Origin of the sequence: Peribacillus sp. NPDC101480 (assembly GCF_050277335.1) — a bacterium.
GTDB lineage: Bacteria > Bacillota > Bacilli > Bacillales > DSM-1321 > Peribacillus.
This window is the reverse complement of the sequence record NZ_JBNNSB010000002.1, coordinates 440,723-456,521: the sequence shown is the minus strand read 5'-3', so window position 1 is coordinate 456,521 and position 15,799 is coordinate 440,723. Positions and strand designations below refer to the sequence as shown.

The window sequence follows — 15,799 nt, the reverse complement described above, 5'->3', positions numbered from 1 at the left end:
ACAATTAAAAGTGAGGTTGTTAAGAAGCACACATAAAAAGTACTTTAATAACAATGTATAAAGTGCTTTTTTCATTTCTCACATATCGAGGTTTTGTAAATGAAAGTATTTCAGTCACGGCTAATGAAGCGTTATGTAACTATTGTTTTAGTTGTCATTTTGTTTGTACTGGCCTCTCTTTATTTGATTGCCGTACATGTAATGAATGGATCTGTACGGTCACAAATGGAGTATCGAGATGAACTTATAGCCAAAACCCTTGGCAACCAAACAGAGAATATCTTCAAAAATTCAATTTCCGATATGCGACAGGTATCGCCCATTGTTACAAATATTGATAACAAAGCAGAGAATGCTTTTCATGTAGAAATAGAGACGATCTTGGCACAGGATCCACTTTATCTGTTCATAGAAGTATATAAAGAGAATCAGTTGAACCAACGTATTCCGAATGTTCCATTTTCTGATTTTATAGAAAATGGTTCTATTTTAAAAAGGCTCACCTGGAGTCAGACAAGCTATATTTCAAATATGATGGAACTGCCTGACGGCCGCAAGACCATTGCGATTGCATATCCATCCATTAATGAAAAGGGAGAATTTAAGGGGAGTGTAGTCGCTTATTTAAATTTAAACGTTTTATCAGAACACCTTCAAAAATTTGCAATCGGGAAAGAGGGAGTGAATGCAATAATTGACCGCAATGGAACAATTATTGCACATACTGACCAAAGTTATATTGGCAAATCCATTCGGAATCATGAGGTTGGGATTCATCTTCAAAAAGAAGATTTTGATGTTTGGAATGGCGAGATTTTTAACAAAGAAATGGCCATTGCGTATCGGCCCATTCTCTTGGGTGATATTAGTTTGATTGTGGGAGAACCGATTAAACAAGCACTAAAGCCTGCAAAAGTGGTCCAAAGTTTACTTTTACAAGGTTTTTCCATCGTTTTCATTATCGCAATAGGACTTGCTATGTTCAGTGCATCAAGAGTGATTCTTCCTGTCACGACTCTCATCAAGCATGTACAAGAATATAAAGTAGGTAAACGGAAAGCATTCGTTAAAGTGAAAACAAATGATGAAATTGAGGAATTATCGATTGTATTATCAGAGATGGCAACGGAATTGAGGGAAAAAGAAAGAAGTATGTTTTATATCCTGGAGTCCATTCCATATTGTGTTATTACTACGGACAAGGATGGTAGGATTATGACCTTCAATAAAGGAGCAGAAGATTTAATGCTTTATAGCCGGGAAGAAGTATTAAATCAGCTTATTTTTAATTTGCCGATAATACATGATATACAAGAGTTCGTTCTTTTAAAAACGTTTAATGCAGGGAAGTCTTTTGAAGAAGTAGAAAGCTATATTATTGATAAAGAAAAGGGGTTTCATGATGTCCGTATTTATGCGTCTCTTCTTAAAGGAGAACAAGATGAGTACATCGGCGCCATTCTTGTCATTCGTGATGTAAGTGAAGTGAAGAAGCTTGAAGAATACTTAAAACAAAGTGAACGGCTAGCATCCCTTGGCGAGCTCACTGCTGGGATTGCCCATGAAATAAAAAATCCTTTAAGTATTATTCAGGTTGCTGCAGAAACAATTCGCCTACAAATAGAAGATGAATTTAAAGAAAAAGAAGTGATTGATGAATTGACAGGAGATATTTTAACAGCCTCGGATCGCATGAACAGACTACTAACTGATTTTCTGAAGCTAACAAAAGATGATGAATATAACAATCATGTACTGACAGATTTGGTTATGATTACTGATGAATTGCTTAATTTATTAAGAAGAAAATTTAATGATGCAAACATTATGGTCACAACCGAATACAATTTTAGTAAAGCTCCCGTTTTGGGGGACCGGCATAAATTGACACAATTGCTTTTAAATATATTTTTGAACAGTATTCAAGCGATAAAAGATGAGGGTAATATTCATGTTGCGCTTAAAGAGAAAGGGGCATATTGGCAGCTTTCCATTTCGGATACCGGAGAAGGCATTAGGAAAGAAAAATTAAACTGGGTCTTCAATCCGTTTTATTCCACGAAACCAGAGGGAACAGGTTTAGGTTTATCTATTGCTCACGAAATTATAGTTCAACATGGTGGGAAGATATGGGCGGAAAGCGTATTCTCTCAAGGTACCACAATACATATTGAAATACTAAAACATGAGGAGAATGAATATGAAGAGCATTCTGTTTGTGGATGATGAAATTAGACTTTTGCGTGTTCTATCATTGTCATTTCGCAAGAAGGGATATGAAGTAATTCTTGCTGCCAATGGACAAGAAGCACGAAGAAGAATGAAAGAAGACGGCCCCAACCTTGTTTTCCTCGATTTAAATCTTCCAGATGCAATTGGTTTGGAACTTTTAGAGGAATTCATGGCACTCTATCCTCAAAAGGTATTTGTCATCATGACGGCTTATGGCGATATAGAAAGCGCTGTATCCGCTATAAGGGCAGGTGCATTTGATTATTTAGAAAAACCAGCAAAACTAGAGGAAATAGAACTTGTTATTAACAGAGCTTATACACTACTTGAAGTGAAACAAGAGAATATCCAACTGAAAAGTCAGTTAAACAAACTTGAATCTATAGAGGGCTTTATTAGTATAAGCAAGCAAATGAAGCAGATTTACGAATTAATTGAACGTGTCTCCGCCACAGATGTAACGGTTCTTCTTCATGGGGAAAGCGGAACAGGAAAAAGTATGATCGCCAAGATGATTCATTCCTTAAGTGATCGCAATAACGGTCAATTCATTGCTGTAAACTGCGCTGCTATCCCTGAAAATTTGCTGGAAAGCGAGATTTTCGGTTATGAAAAGGGTGCATTTACCGGTGCCACAGCAAGTCGTGCAGGGAAATTTGAAGCAGCACAAAATGGTACTATCTTCTTGGATGAAATTGGCGAAGTGCCACTTACGCTTCAAGCTAAGCTTCTTCAAGTCGTGCAGGAGAAATCCTTCATGCGTCTTGGTAGCAATCAATTAAAACAAGTAGACGTTCGAATTATTTCTGCAACAAATCGTAATTTGAAACAAATGGTACAAGAGGGGAATTTCCGTGAAGATTTGTATTATCGCTTGAATATTATAGATATGCATATTCCGGCACTTAGAGAAAGAAAAGAAGATGTTCCCCTTCTGGTTGGGGAATTTTTGGAGAAGCACCGTAAAAAAATGAAGAAAAATTTTCGAGTGTCACCTCAGCTTATGAATATATTGAAAGCATATGAATGGCCAGGAAATGTTCGGGAGCTTCAAAATGCCGTTGAGCGAGCAGCAGTTTTATGTAAGGAGGAAGACTTGTCGTTACAAGATTTCCCTTCTGAAATTAGGGGATCTAGTGAAATGAATGCAGAGTTTCCTTCAATAGTTTCTTTTAATAAAAAGAGAACGCTTCCAGAACAAATGGAAGACATTGAACGGCAATTTATATTGTCTGCGGTTGAAGAGAACGATGGGCAAATTTCCGCAGCAGCCAGAGAGCTGGGAATTTCAAGACAGCGGCTATTTTACAAGATAAATAAGTATCATGAACAAATGAATAAGTCATCTGAAGAAATTAAGCAAAAAAAGGAAGAATTATTTTAATTCTTCTTTTTTTTCGTTTTCATATGTTTTTGGCAATCCTCAAAGTTTGTAAAAGTATTTTTTCAAAGCGAAAAATTTTTTTACAAAATATATCAAAAAGATATGTAGAAATTGAAAAAAAGCCCATATATAGTTGGCATGTTACTTGCATTAATTTATTAAAGAATTAACTTTTAAAAAGGAGTGGCATAGATGGATTTTCATCCGTTATTAGAAGGTGCAATAGAGTTACATTGCCATACGTATCCTAGTATTTTCCCAAGAAAGCAGACTGATTGGGAATTTATAGAAGACTTAAAAAAAGCTAAAATGGCAGGTGCCGTATTAAAAGCACATGAGGCATCAACTGTGGACCGCACGACATTAATCCGTTTAAAAGAGCCAGAACTTCATGTTTACGGTGGACTTGTTTTAAATGAATTTACAGGTGGCTTATCACCCAAAGCGGTTGATGCAGCAATAAGGCAAGGTGCCAAAATAATTTGGATGCCGACTATTTCAGCAAATCAGCATTGTTGTAATTTTGCCAAAAAAAAGACCCGCTTTTTCAATAGTGAACGAAGCCTGCCCATTGAAGAAGGTTTAACTATTTTGGATGAGAATAGACAGATAAAACCAGAAGTCATTGAAATTCTGGAACTTATCAGTGAAGCAAATATCACCCTTGCAACAGGTCATCTATCGGAAGAAGAAGTCTCTGTGTTAATTGACGCAGCCAATGAACATCATATCGACAAGATCTTAATTCAGCATGCAGATCTAGGCATTGCCCCAGTATCAATAGAAAAGCAAAAAGAGTTTGCCAAAAGAGGCGCTATAATTGAGAAATGCTATTTAGCCTGCGGTGAGGATTTTCAAGATTTAACGATAACACAAATGGCTAAGTCAATACGGGAAATTGGTCCAGCGTCATGTGTGCTTGTAACAGATTATGGCCAAGAACACAATATTCCGCCAATAGAAGCATTAAGTCGCTTTGTCAGTGCAATGATCGAAGAAGGTATAACAGAAACCGAGATTGAAAGGATGATCATTCATAATCCAAAGCAGCTTTTAGATATTGAAAAGTGAGGATGACAAGTGATGAAAGAGCAGCTATTAAGGCTTATATATACCATCGTTCCAAAAGAAAGGGTACTGACAGATTTAGCAGAGCTTTATTCTTATAGCTTTGATGCATCATTCGGCGAATACTTGGCTGAAATCGTTATTCAACCCAAAAATAAAGTAGAAGTTGCTGACTTGGTCAAGCTTGCAAACGAATTTAAAATTCCTGTTTATCCTAGAGGAGCGGCTACCTCCTTAAGCGGGGGTTCCCTTGCTGTTGAAGGGGGCATGATTCTAGATATGTCACAATTTGAAAAAAAACTTGTGATTGACCGTGAAAATTTACTGGCAATCTCCTCACCAAGTGTAATTACAAGTGACATACAACAAAAGGCAGAAGAGGTAGGCTTATTTTATCCACCGGACCCAAGCAGTTCCCATGTTTCAACAATTGGAGGGAATTTGTTGGAAAATTCAAGTGGTCCAAAGGGCTTGAAATATGGTACTACGAAGGAATATGTAATTGGTTTAGAAGTTGTTACACCAACTGGAGAAATTATTCGTACAGGAGGTCGAACGGTTAAAAATGTGACTGGCTACGATTTAACAAGACTCATAGTTGGTTCGGAAGGCACACTGGGAATTGTAACAGAAGCCATTTTGCGTCTAATACCAAAGCCGCTTGCAAGAAAAACACTTTTAGCTTCATTTGTAAGAATTGCTGATTCAGGGCATGCCATAACAAAAATATTATCAAATGGAATATTACCAAGTGCGATGGAATTAATGGATAATGCATGTATTCGTGCGGTTGAAAATTACTCACCAGCAGGTTTGCCCATTGAGGCGGAAGCCATCGTCATTATTGAAGTGGACGGCCATCCTGCGGCAATCGATGAAGAAATAAAAAAATGTGAAGAAATCTGTCTTTTACAAGGGGCGACTAGTGTCAAAGTGGCGAAAACAGATGCTGAGCGTGATGAGATTTGGAAAGCTCGTAAAATGGTTTCTCCAGCTATTACACAAATGGGACCAACCAAAATTTCTGAAGATGCGACAGTACCAAGAAGCCAAATCCCCGAGATGATTGAAAAGCTTTATCAAATTCGTGAGAAATATCAGTTGAACCTGGTTGTTTTTGGTCACGCGGGGGACGGTAACCTCCATCCCAATATTATTACCGACAAGAGAAATATCGAAGAAATGAAACGTGTCGAAGATGCAGTCAGTGAAATTTTTGAAGCTGCCATCGAACTTGGCGGTACGCTTTCAGGGGAACATGGGATTGGGATATTAAAATCTCCTTATATGGAATTGGAGCTTGGATCAGATGGACTGCAAATGATGAAAAAAATTAAAGATGCATGGGATCCAAACTCTATATTAAACCCAGGAAAAATATTTCCACAGCCTGGAAAACTAAAGGTGGAATTAACATGAATAAAGCACCTCACGAAAAGGAATTAGCAATTACAGATAAGTTTACTCAAAAATTGCGTGATCTTTCGTATGAAGCAACCAATCAATGTGTGCAATGCGGATATTGTCTTCCTGCTTGTCCAACCTATGAATCTATGGGGAAAGAATCACAATCACCTCGCGGACGAATTAACCTGGTTAAAATGGCTGCAGAGGGAAAAATCGATCTTCAAAAAGATCTAGCTGAGCCAATTGACCTTTGTCTTGGTTGCAGAGCCTGTGAAGTAGCGTGCCCGGTTAATGTACCATACGGACAAATTTATGAGGCAGCTAAAGAAGTCATTACAGAACATCAAAAGCATGAACATCATAAAAAGCAAAAAAATAAACCTAAGATTCAAACAAAAGTGGTCGATTTTACGCTGACCAGTTTATTTCCGCATCGCAATCGTCTTCGTACATTAGGCAATCTAACGTGGCTATATCAAAAAACAAAAATAAATAAAGTGGTGCAAAAAACAAAAATGATTAACAAAGTGTCAGAGCCCATGGGACAGTTTGAAAAGATCCTGCCGGAGCTCGAAGCACCAATCAAACGATATAAATACGGACAAAAATTTCCAGCATTAGGCGAGACAAAAGCAGTAATTGCCTTTTTCCCGGGATGCATCATGGACGCTATCATGTCAAAGATTAATAGGCTAACAATTGAACTGCTTCAAGTAATTGGCTGTGAAGTGATTATTCCGAAAAATCAAAAATGTTGCGGTGCACTTCATTCCCATCAAGGAATGAAAGATGCGGCTGTAAAACTCGCAAAAGCAAATATAGAAGCATTTGAAGCATCCGGTGCCGATTATTATGTCAATAACGCTGGAGGCTGCGGAGCGATGCTTAGTGAGTATAATCACCTTTTTGGCCAAGAACCTGAATGGAAAAAGCGCAGTGAATCATTCGTAGGGAAATCAAAAGATATTACCGAAATTCTGGTGAAATTTGGTCCTCTCCCGTTTAAAAAAGAAAGGGTTGGTATTATTACGTATCAAGATTCTTGCCATTTGAGAAATGTCCAGGGAGTATTTCAAGAACCTAGGAAGCTTCTTAGATCCATACCAGGGGCAAGTTATATGGAGATGGAGGGAAGTGACCGTTGCTGTGCATCTGGCGGTATTTATAATTTAATGAATTTTGATGAATCGATGAAAATATTAGACGAAAAGATGTATATGGCGGGAAAAACAAATGCAAAAACAATAGTTACAACAAATCCGGGGTGCCTGCTCCAAATGAAGTTAGGTGTAGAGAGAAGCGGTACAAGAAATGTGGATGCTAAACACATTGTGGAAATTTTAGCAGAAGCTTGTTTAATTAAGTAGGAAAACATTAATAGAAGTGGCATTAGACCATATTAAGAAGCAATTTATTTTTACAATTAAATAAAAAAGTGACCTGAACTATGCAAGACTATTAAGTCATAATCGAATCATTTAAATTAAAGGAGGGTAAAAAAGTGGATTTATTGGACTTTATCGGGTCGAACTGGGTAGAGCTTTTAGCAATGACATGGGAGCACATCCAATTAGTTGGATTAGCAGTTGGTGTAGCCATATTACTCGGTGTTCCATTTGGAGTTTATATTACACAGCATGAAAAGTTATCAAATCTTGTACTGGCAGTAGCAGGCATTATTATGACGATACCAAGTATTGCACTGTTCGGTATCATGATTCCGATTTTATCTATCATTAATCAAGGGATTGGGTTTTTACCAGCGTTTATCGCATTGGTCTTGTACTCGCAGCTTCCAATCATCCGTAATACATTCATCGCTGTTAAAAATGTAGATCCCAATATGCGCGACGCTGCAATAGGAATGGGAATGACGGCATGGCAACGTCTTTTAAAAGTTGAAATCCCAATTGCCCTTCCAGTAATTATGGCAGGAATTAGAATGGCCGTTGTATTAACGATTGGAATTGGGGCAATTGCTGCCTATATCGGTGCTGGTGGACTTGGGGTATATATCGCAAGAGGAATATCCACAAGTTACACAGAGATGGTTCAAGCTGGAGCCATTGCCGTTTCAATATTAGCGATCGCTGCTGACTATTTACTAGGTCAGGTACAAAAACGGGTTTCGCCCAAAAAAGCTCATATAGGATAAGAAAGGGGATGACTTATGATTACATTTAAAAATGTGTCGAAGGTATACAAAAGCTCTGGAAAATCGGTGAAGGCAGTAGATAATGTAAATATGACAATTGAAAAAGGAGAAATTTGTGTATTTCTTGGTCCCTCAGGTTGTGGGAAAACAACTCTTTTACGAATGGTTAATCGTTTGGTTTCTATCACAGAGGGGACTATTGAAGTCGGAGGAAAAGATATTTACTCATTGGATCCAATCGAATTGAGACGTTCAATCGGTTATGTAATTCAACAAAATGGTTTGTTTCCGAATATGACAATTGAACAAAACATTAATGTTGTACCAAAGATGCTGGATTGGAACGAAGGGGAAATGAAAAAACGATACAAAGAATTAATGGAGATGATGGGGTTAAACCATGAGGAATACCGAAAGCGTTATCCTTGGGAATTATCAGGCGGACAGCAACAGCGTATTGGAGTGGCAAGGGCGCTGGCGGCAGACCCGCCAGTTATGTTGATGGATGAACCATTTGGGGCACTAGATCCGATTATTCGCGATCGGTTGCAAAAGGAATTTTTACGAATTCAAAAAGACGTAAAGAAAACGATCTTATTTATTAGTCACGATATTGATGAGGCTTTGTGTCTTGGGGATAAAATTGCTATATTTAACGATGGCCAAATCATGCAGTATGGAACACCGGATGAGATTTTGTCTAATCCAAAAAATGATTTTGTGAACAACTTTATTGGAAGTGATCGTGAAATTAAACGTTTACAACTATTAACGGTCAGGGATCTATTAAATAAAGCGAAAAAGGTAAATCGAAAAATGAATATGAAAATTGAATCTAGCGAATATGTGGTTAATATTGATGCAGATCTTCGAACAGCACTGTCTCTATTATTATCATCACCAAAAGGGGAAGCTGTGATTTTGGATCATAAAGGACAGCCAAGCGGAGTATTAAGCATTGGTGACTTTGAAGTTTTGACAGGTGTTCACCCTTCGAAGTTAAAGTCAATAATTCAATAAGGTGGGTGTCTTAATGAAGGAAATAAACAAGATAGAAATATTGATTCGCGCTTTGTTAATGTTGATTATTGTTGCACTGCTAGCTTATGCTCTCCAATCAGGTGCATTTCAATATATAAAAGATAACTCTGGTGAACTTCTTCATTTAGCTGGACAGCACATGAAATTGGTGGCGCTTTCATCCGTGGCGGCCATTCTTGTGGCCGTGCCTCTTGGGATTTTTATTACGAGACCTCAGTTTAAAAAATTTGAATTTATTGTAGTTAATTTTGCGAATATCGGACAAACGGTGCCAAGTATAGCCATTTTAGCGCTTGTCATGAGTTATCTAGGTTTAGGCTGGCAAACCGCGGTATTTGCGCTGTGGTTCAGCTCACTTCTTCCAATTTTACGGAATACGATTGCTGGAATTCAATCGGTTCCTCCATCGATCATTGATGCTGGAACAGGAATGGGTATGACGCAAAAACTCATTCTTTTCAAGCTTGAACTCCCGAATGCGTCATATGCAATTCTTGCAGGCATTCGGACCGCAACCGTTATTAATGTGGGATCAGCCGCACTTGCTTTCTTAATTGGAGGAGGTGGGTTAGGTGACCTTATATTCACCGGAATCTCACTTTACGATCCAGGCATTATGCTCGCAGGTGCCATGCCCGTTATCTTTTTGGCCATTGCTATTGATTTCTTATTAGGGAAAATTGAAGTAGCCACTACTCCGAGAGGATTGCAAAGAAAAGCTGATTTTATTTAAGACAATAAAGGGGGAAGTAAAAATGAGAAAATTTAGCATGTTATTTTGTGTCGCACTTCTTGCCTGTATGCTTACAGCATGCAGTTCTTCGGAGTCTAATGCCGGTTCAAATGAAAATAAAGGGAAAATTACAGTGGGAGGAAAGGATTTTACTGAACAGCACATTTTGACACAAATTACTTCTATTTATTTGAAAGAAAAAGGATACAAAGTCGATGAAGCAAGTAGTATGGGCAGTACAGTGGCACGTTCCGCGCTTGAAAATGGTCAGCTCGATGTGTACTGGGAGTATACGGGTACAGCACTTATGGTTTATTTAAAGGAACCTGTTGAAACTGATCCCGAAAAGGCATATGAAAAAGTAAAAGAAATCGACAAAAAGAATAAACTTGAATGGTTAAATAAATCCGAATTTAATAACACATATGCTATTTTAATGCGCGAAGATTATGCTAAAGAGTTAGGAATCAAATCCATATCGGATCTAGCTGATATTGTAAATCAAGATTCTAGTAAATTAAAATTTGGATCGAACTCTGAGTTCTATGCGAGAAAAGATGGAATGAAAGGTTTGGAGAAAAAATATAATTTCTCTTTACCAGCTAAAAATGTTGTCAAAATGGATACAGGACTTCTATATAATTCTTTAAAAGAAGGCCAGGTTGATGTAGCGGTAGGTTTTGCGACAGATGGACGAATTGAAGGTTTTAAACTTGTTGTGTTAGAAGATGATAGTCAGTTTTTTCCGGCATATAATGGAGCACCTGTCATTCGTCAAGAAGTATTAAAAAAAAATCCGGAATTAAGAGATCTTCTTAATGCACTTTCAGATAAGTTAGATTCAGATACAATGAAGAATTTAAATTATCGTGTTGATATTAAGCATGAAGATATTAATGAAGTGGCTAAAACATGGCTGGATGAACAGGGAATGCTAGATTGAGATGAAAGCTAATAATTCGCTCATCACCTATATTGAATCTGAGTCGATTCAGAGTTTAGACAGTGGCACACTAACATCACTCAAAGAAGCTTTAGCAGACATTATCGCTTGTACCATTGCAGGCCGCAATACGAAAGCGGCAGAGATTGCAAAAGAATTTGCTGTTTCGCAGTGGGGGATGGGAAACAGTTCGCTTTTCCTGTTCCCAGAAAGATTAACGCCTGCCGGAGCAGCTTTTGTTAATGCGACATTGGCAAATGCCCTCGATTTAGATGATGGACATCGCCTCACAAAAGGACATCCCGGGGCAGTTATTTTTCCCGCGGTGATCGCCGTTGCAGAGGATCATAATATAAGTGGAGCAGAATTTTTGACGGCACTTCTTATAGGCTATGAAGTGGGGATCCGTGCAGGTATTGTTGCACACCTGACCCGGCTAGATTATCACTGCACCGGTTCATGGGGAGCTGTTGGAGCTGCCGCAGGTGTTTCGTACATTTTAGGACTTAAGGGAGGAACAATTGAGCACGCACTGGGCAATGCAGAATATTTTGGTGCTTATTCTCCTATGATGCGCTGCATCGAACATCCTTCCATGTTAAAAGACGGGATTAATTGGGGGTGTATGGCCGGGGTCAGTGCTGCCCATTTGGCAAAAGCAGGCTATACAGGGATTCCATCATTATTTACAACAGAAGAAGCTGAGGGGCTTATAGACGATTTAGGAAAAAATTATCGAGTAAATGAACTGTATTATAAGCCGCATGCATGCTGTCGGTGGGCACAGCCAGCTATTGAAGCAATCAGGGAAATCCAAAGCCGGCATATACTAATATCCCAAAATATAAAAAAAATAGTCATTCATACATTTACAGAATCTGCAGCATTATCGAAAGAATATCCAGAAAATACAGAGGAAGCACAGTATAATTTACTTTTTCCTGTTGCAGCATTTCTTTCTTACGGTGAAGTGGGACCAAAACAAGTCCTAGAACATCTGAATGATACAATTATTCTTAGCATGATGGACAAGATTACAGTAGTAGTTGATCAAAAACTTAACGAAGCATTTCCTGAAAAGGCATTAAGTGTGGTTAAAATAGTAATGCAGGATGGTAACACTTATCAATCCGATATTATACAAGCAAGAGGAGACTTTGATTATCCGTTAAACGTTGAAGAAAAAAAAGAGAAGTTTTTCTGGCTGACAACGCCAATTCTAGGAAAAGAATCTGCGAAGAGTTTATTAGAAACCATTCAAAGCCTTGAACATATGAAAAGTATTCGAGATCTTATACCTACCATAGAAGAATTGGGTAAATAAAAAAAGTAGTGCAAACCAAGGGATAGGTTTGCACTACTTTTTTTTTACTATAAGTGGTGGAGTCAGTAGGAACCTTCAAAAAAATAGTCATTATGAAATCAAGTTGATAATAGTAGTTGATGCCATCTTATATCCAATGGCAGGATAGACATTATCGGTTCAAGAGAAATTTACTAGAGGGAGATTAGTTTGGAAATTTCATAAGCTTTCAGAAACATCTATATCAAGACAAGTTTTTCATCCCCCCGGTTAAAACGAGTTTGAAGAATTCTCCTCAAATCTTGATACTAAACAATATAAGTTAGTCTAACTCTAGCTTGACAATATACCCCTATAGGTATAATATAAACTCACAAGTTAAGAACACATAAACTCACGAGTAAAACGCCCAAACTCACGAGTAAAACGTGCAAATTCACGAGAAAAATGCCCAAGTTCATGAAAAAGGCACTCAAATTCAAGAATAAAATGCAAAATTCACGAGTAAAATGCCCAAACTCACGAGTAAAATACGATTTAATTGGCTAGGGGCACGATAAGATTGATTATGCCGACTAAAACGTTTTAATGAAGAAATCTTACTTGAAAACATTTATGTCATTGCTTCTAATAAACTGGAAGTGAACTTGGGGCTGCACTTCTCTTCTTAACGGAAAAGAAGATTAGCTATTGTTGTAAATAGATGGGAGGCGGAGTATGGAGTTTGATAAAAGCAGCATTCATCGCTTGAAGCGGATTGAAGGACAAATCAAGGGTGTTCTTGGAATGATGGAGCAGGGAAAAGATTGCAGGGATGTCGTCACTCAGTTGTCTGCAGTACGTAATGCCATCGATAGGACCATGGGTGTTATCGTAAGTGCCAATCTTGAGCAATGCGTTCGGGAAAACGTCGAGAAAGGAGAAGGCACTGATCATTTAGTCAAGGAAGCGGTTAATTTACTAATTAAAAGCAGGTAAAAGAATTTGACCTGAATAGTAGAAAAAGGAGTGTTTTTCATGTCTTATATTTTACAAGTGGATTTTAAAATGGAGGGGCCATTTGGTCACGAAATGGTAAAAGAATTTACTGTTTTAGCAAAAAGCATTAATGATGAAGAAGGATTGATCTGGAAGATTTGGACCGAAGACAGTGAGGCAAAGGAAGCTGGTGGCATTTATCTGTTTGAAACGAAGGAATCCGCATGTAAGTACTTGTCAATGCACACAGCACGGTTAAAAGGGTTTGGTATAGAGAAGGTTAATGGAAAAATATTCGAAGTGAATGAAATTTTGTCTTCTATTAATCATGGACCAATTAAATAAAGAAAACCCTATTCCATTCATTTTTTTAGTGAAGTGGGTTGACGAACTATATTTTTTAGCATAATATATACCCCGTAGGGTATCCGAGAATAAATCAGGGGGAAAACATAAATGACTGAAAAGAAAAGAACGACGATCATTTTATTTAGTGGTGATTATGATAAGGCAATGGCTGCTTATATCATAGCAAATGGGGCGGCGGCTTACGATCATGAAGTGACTATCTTCCATACATTCTGGGGATTGAATGCTTTAAGGAAGGATGAGCCGATTTCATTAAAAAAAGGATTTCTTGAAAAAATATTTGCAAAAATGATGCCTCGTGGTTCTGATAAAATGGGTCTATCAAACATGAACTTTGCAGGGATGGGACCTAAAATGATCAAACATGTAATGAAAAAGCATAACGCCATGTCACTCCCAAATTTAATTGAGTTGGCCCAAGAACAGGAAATCTTATAGCCTGTACGATGACAATGGATTTATTGGGTTTACAGCAAGAGGAATTATTGGATGGAATTGAGTATGCAGGTGTTGCAGCTTATTTAGCTGAAGCAGAGGATGGAAATGTAAACTTATTTATATAAATGGGGGGTTCAAATGGGAACTATATTTAATCTCATCATATTAGGTTTCATCGTTTGGTTTTTATATCAGCGATTTGTCCCGGCAAAGGGGATAAAAAATATAAATGCGGCTGAGTTAAAAGCTGTGTTGAATAATAAAGGAAATAGGCAATTCATCGATGTTCGTACTCCTAATGAATATAGGGGCAATCACATTAAGGACTTTAAAAATATACCTCTAAACGAATTTGGCAAAAGGGCACATGAACTTTCAAAAGATAAAGAAGTAATTGTTATCTGCCAAAGCGGAATGAGGAGCAGTAATGCGAGTAAAGCATTGAAGAAACTCGGGTTTAATGAAGTTACAAACGTAAAAGGCGGTATGAATTCTTGGCGCGAATAAAAGGAGGATCTTAAAAAAATGAAAGAAATTTTACCGAATGAAGTGAACGCATTATTGAAGGGATACTCCCCAGTCCATATTATTGATGTGCGGGAAGTGGATGAAGTAAAGGCAGGGAAAATACCAAAAGCTTTGAATATCCCGTTGGGTCTGGTGGAATTTAGAATGCAGGATCTGGATAAATCAAAAGAATATATCATCGTCTGCCGTTCAGGGGGCAGAAGTTCAAGGGCAGCACAGTTACTTGAGGATCATGGATATAAGGTGTTGAACATGATGGGTGGTATGAATGAATGGGAAGGTCCCACAGAATAATTTCATATCCGAATATACCCCCATCCCTATAAAAGACTCAAGGAGGAACTAAAATGATAAAAGCAAATTCTGTTTTGGATGCTAAAGGTTTAGCCTGTCCAATGCCAATCGTAAAAACGAAAAAAGCCATGAATGTCCTGGAAGCGGGGGAGGTACTCGAAGTTCAAGCTACTGATAAAGGGTCAACCGCCGACATGAAAGCCTGGGCGGAAAGTTCAGGTCACCAATATTTGGGTACGGTTGAAGAAGGAACAACACTAAAACATTATCTTCGGAAAGCAATCGGAGAAGAAACAGCAGTGAAGAAGCATGAAAAAATCATTTCAAATGAAGAACTTCTTCAACTAATTCAGGAAAACCGAAATACGATCATCCTGGATGTACGAGAATCGGCAGAGTATGCTTTTAATCATATACCAGCAGCTAGATCCCTTCCAATGGGTGAATTGGAACAACATATGGGTGAACTTGATAAAGAATCACAGATTTTTGTGGTTTGCCGTACAGGCAGCCGAAGTGATCTTGCTGCACAAAAACTGACGGCGGCCGGTTTTGAACGGGTTTTCAATGTTGTACCCGGCATGAGCCAATGGAACGGTCCTTCACAAAAATCCTTGAATGAATAAAAAGTATAAAGGGTTTAACATCATAGCGGCAGTAGCAACAGATCAAGAAGTGGCGATTTGCTTTAATTTCGAAGGTATTAGAAAGGCAAATGTTTCTTCCATTTCAGATTTAGTTTCCATTGCACAGGAAATGAACGTATAGTTGTCAAAAGACTCAAAAGACCAAGGCCGTATTGGGCATGGAAAAAGAAGCTTTCGTTGACCGTATCTAAGTAGGTGGAGCGGTCACATTTTTGGAGTTCGCTAAGAATGCTGATGCTACATTAACCTTTTAATGAAGGAAAAATTTTTGACATCATT

The 15,799-nt window shown here is 38.0% G+C and carries 15 protein-coding genes and 2 pseudogenes; all 17 read left to right on the top strand.

Translation table 11 applies throughout. The features are described 5' to 3' along the window. Positions 1–99: 99 nt before the first annotated feature. The 17 genes and pseudogenes from ACQKMF_RS09745 (at position 100) to ACQKMF_RS09665 (ending at position 15,774) form a co-directional block, all read left to right on the top strand. Positions 100–2,226 (top strand): ATP-binding protein, encoded by a 2,127-nt coding sequence (locus tag ACQKMF_RS09745; protein WP_402942198.1) that lies wholly within the window; start codon positions 100–102, stop codon positions 2,224–2,226. Beyond that, entirely contained in the window at positions 2,219–3,616 is a 1,398-nt protein-coding gene (locus ACQKMF_RS09740; protein ID WP_427572807.1) for a sigma-54-dependent transcriptional regulator, read from the top strand. The genes ACQKMF_RS09745 and ACQKMF_RS09740 overlap by 8 nt, the downstream gene beginning before the upstream one ends. A 192-nt stretch (positions 3,617–3,808) precedes the next feature. Further along, positions 3,809–4,687, top strand: coding sequence for a DUF6282 family protein (locus ACQKMF_RS09735; protein ID WP_402942202.1), 879 nt, complete (start codon positions 3,809–3,811; stop codon positions 4,685–4,687). A 12-nt stretch (positions 4,688–4,699) separates the two neighbouring features. Then, positions 4,700–6,103 (top strand): FAD-binding oxidoreductase, encoded by a 1,404-nt coding sequence (locus ACQKMF_RS09730; protein ID WP_402942204.1) that lies wholly within the window; start codon positions 4,700–4,702, stop codon positions 6,101–6,103. Further along, on the top strand, positions 6,100–7,458 hold the full coding sequence (locus tag ACQKMF_RS09725; protein ID WP_402942206.1) for a (Fe-S)-binding protein: 1,359 nt from the start codon (positions 6,100–6,102) through the stop codon (positions 7,456–7,458). Before ACQKMF_RS09730 ends, ACQKMF_RS09725 begins: the two co-directional genes overlap by 4 nt. 134 nt (positions 7,459–7,592) lie before the next feature. Next, positions 7,593–8,246, top strand: coding sequence for an ABC transporter permease (locus ACQKMF_RS09720; protein WP_427572804.1), 654 nt, complete (start codon positions 7,593–7,595; stop codon positions 8,244–8,246). Positions 8,247–8,261: 15 nt separating this feature from the next. Then, the gene (locus tag ACQKMF_RS09715; protein ID WP_402942208.1) at positions 8,262–9,266 is read left to right on the top strand and encodes an ABC transporter ATP-binding protein; all 1,005 of its coding nucleotides are present in this window, start codon (positions 8,262–8,264) and stop codon (positions 9,264–9,266) included. Between the two features lie 13 nt (positions 9,267–9,279). Beyond that, on the top strand, positions 9,280–10,020 hold the full coding sequence (locus ACQKMF_RS09710) for an ABC transporter permease (RefSeq protein ID WP_402942210.1): 741 nt from the start codon (positions 9,280–9,282) through the stop codon (positions 10,018–10,020). A 22-nt stretch (positions 10,021–10,042) separates the two neighbouring features. Further along, positions 10,043–10,963, top strand: coding sequence for a glycine betaine ABC transporter substrate-binding protein (locus tag ACQKMF_RS09705; RefSeq protein ID WP_402942212.1), 921 nt, complete (start codon positions 10,043–10,045; stop codon positions 10,961–10,963). 1 nt (position 10,964) lies between these two features. Further along, positions 10,965–12,287, top strand: coding sequence for an MmgE/PrpD family protein (locus ACQKMF_RS09700; RefSeq protein ID WP_427572801.1), 1,323 nt, complete (start codon positions 10,965–10,967; stop codon positions 12,285–12,287). Between the two features lie 696 nt (positions 12,288–12,983). Then, a complete protein-coding gene (locus ACQKMF_RS09695) occupies positions 12,984–13,244 on the top strand; it encodes a metal-sensitive transcriptional regulator (RefSeq protein WP_101221745.1) in 261 nt (86 codons plus the stop codon). A gap of 39 nt (positions 13,245–13,283) precedes the next feature. Beyond that, entirely contained in the window at positions 13,284–13,589 is a 306-nt protein-coding gene (locus ACQKMF_RS09690; RefSeq protein WP_427572799.1) for a monooxygenase, read from the top strand. Between the two features lie 111 nt (positions 13,590–13,700). After that, positions 13,701–14,176: pseudogene (locus ACQKMF_RS09685) on the top strand (DsrE/DsrF/DrsH-like family protein). Positions 14,177–14,189: 13 nt separating this feature from the next. Next, a complete protein-coding gene (locus tag ACQKMF_RS09680; protein WP_101221748.1) occupies positions 14,190–14,558 on the top strand; it encodes a rhodanese-like domain-containing protein in 369 nt (122 codons plus the stop codon). A gap of 18 nt (positions 14,559–14,576) precedes the next feature. Next, positions 14,577–14,873 (top strand): rhodanese-like domain-containing protein, encoded by a 297-nt coding sequence (locus tag ACQKMF_RS09675; protein WP_402942222.1) that lies wholly within the window; start codon positions 14,577–14,579, stop codon positions 14,871–14,873. Between the two features lie 53 nt (positions 14,874–14,926). Next, positions 14,927–15,499, top strand: coding sequence for a sulfurtransferase TusA family protein (locus ACQKMF_RS09670; RefSeq protein WP_427572796.1), 573 nt, complete (start codon positions 14,927–14,929; stop codon positions 15,497–15,499). Further along, positions 15,492–15,774 (top strand): annotated as a pseudogene (locus ACQKMF_RS09665) (DsrE/DsrF/DrsH-like family protein). Before ACQKMF_RS09670 ends, ACQKMF_RS09665 begins: the two are co-directional and overlap by 8 nt. Positions 15,775–15,799: the final 25 nt, after the last annotated feature.

What these genes read in the sequence shown, in the direction of transcription:
- ACQKMF_RS09745 (WP_402942198.1), top strand. Translation starts at nt 100, where the DNA reads ATGAAAGTATTTCAGTCACGGCTAATGAAGCGTTATGTAACTATTGTT.
- ACQKMF_RS09735 (WP_402942202.1), top strand. Translation starts at nt 3,809, where the DNA reads ATGGATTTTCATCCGTTATTAGAAGGTGCAATAGAGTTACATTGCCAT.
- ACQKMF_RS09730 (WP_402942204.1), top strand. Translation starts at nt 4,700, where the DNA reads ATGAAAGAGCAGCTATTAAGGCTTATATATACCATCGTTCCAAAAGAA.
- ACQKMF_RS09725 (WP_402942206.1), top strand. Translation starts at nt 6,100, where the DNA reads ATGAATAAAGCACCTCACGAAAAGGAATTAGCAATTACAGATAAGTTT.
- ACQKMF_RS09715 (WP_402942208.1), top strand. Translation starts at nt 8,262, where the DNA reads ATGATTACATTTAAAAATGTGTCGAAGGTATACAAAAGCTCTGGAAAA.
- ACQKMF_RS09710 (WP_402942210.1), top strand. Translation starts at nt 9,280, where the DNA reads ATGAAGGAAATAAACAAGATAGAAATATTGATTCGCGCTTTGTTAATG.
- ACQKMF_RS09705 (WP_402942212.1), top strand. Translation starts at nt 10,043, where the DNA reads ATGAGAAAATTTAGCATGTTATTTTGTGTCGCACTTCTTGCCTGTATG.
- ACQKMF_RS09700 (WP_427572801.1), top strand. Translation starts at nt 10,965, where the DNA reads ATGAAAGCTAATAATTCGCTCATCACCTATATTGAATCTGAGTCGATT.
- ACQKMF_RS09695 (WP_101221745.1), top strand. Translation starts at nt 12,984, where the DNA reads ATGGAGTTTGATAAAAGCAGCATTCATCGCTTGAAGCGGATTGAAGGA.
- ACQKMF_RS09690 (WP_427572799.1), top strand. Translation starts at nt 13,284, where the DNA reads ATGTCTTATATTTTACAAGTGGATTTTAAAATGGAGGGGCCATTTGGT.
- ACQKMF_RS09680 (WP_101221748.1), top strand. Translation starts at nt 14,190, where the DNA reads ATGGGAACTATATTTAATCTCATCATATTAGGTTTCATCGTTTGGTTT.
- ACQKMF_RS09675 (WP_402942222.1), top strand. Translation starts at nt 14,577, where the DNA reads ATGAAAGAAATTTTACCGAATGAAGTGAACGCATTATTGAAGGGATAC.
- ACQKMF_RS09670 (WP_427572796.1), top strand. Translation starts at nt 14,927, where the DNA reads ATGATAAAAGCAAATTCTGTTTTGGATGCTAAAGGTTTAGCCTGTCCA.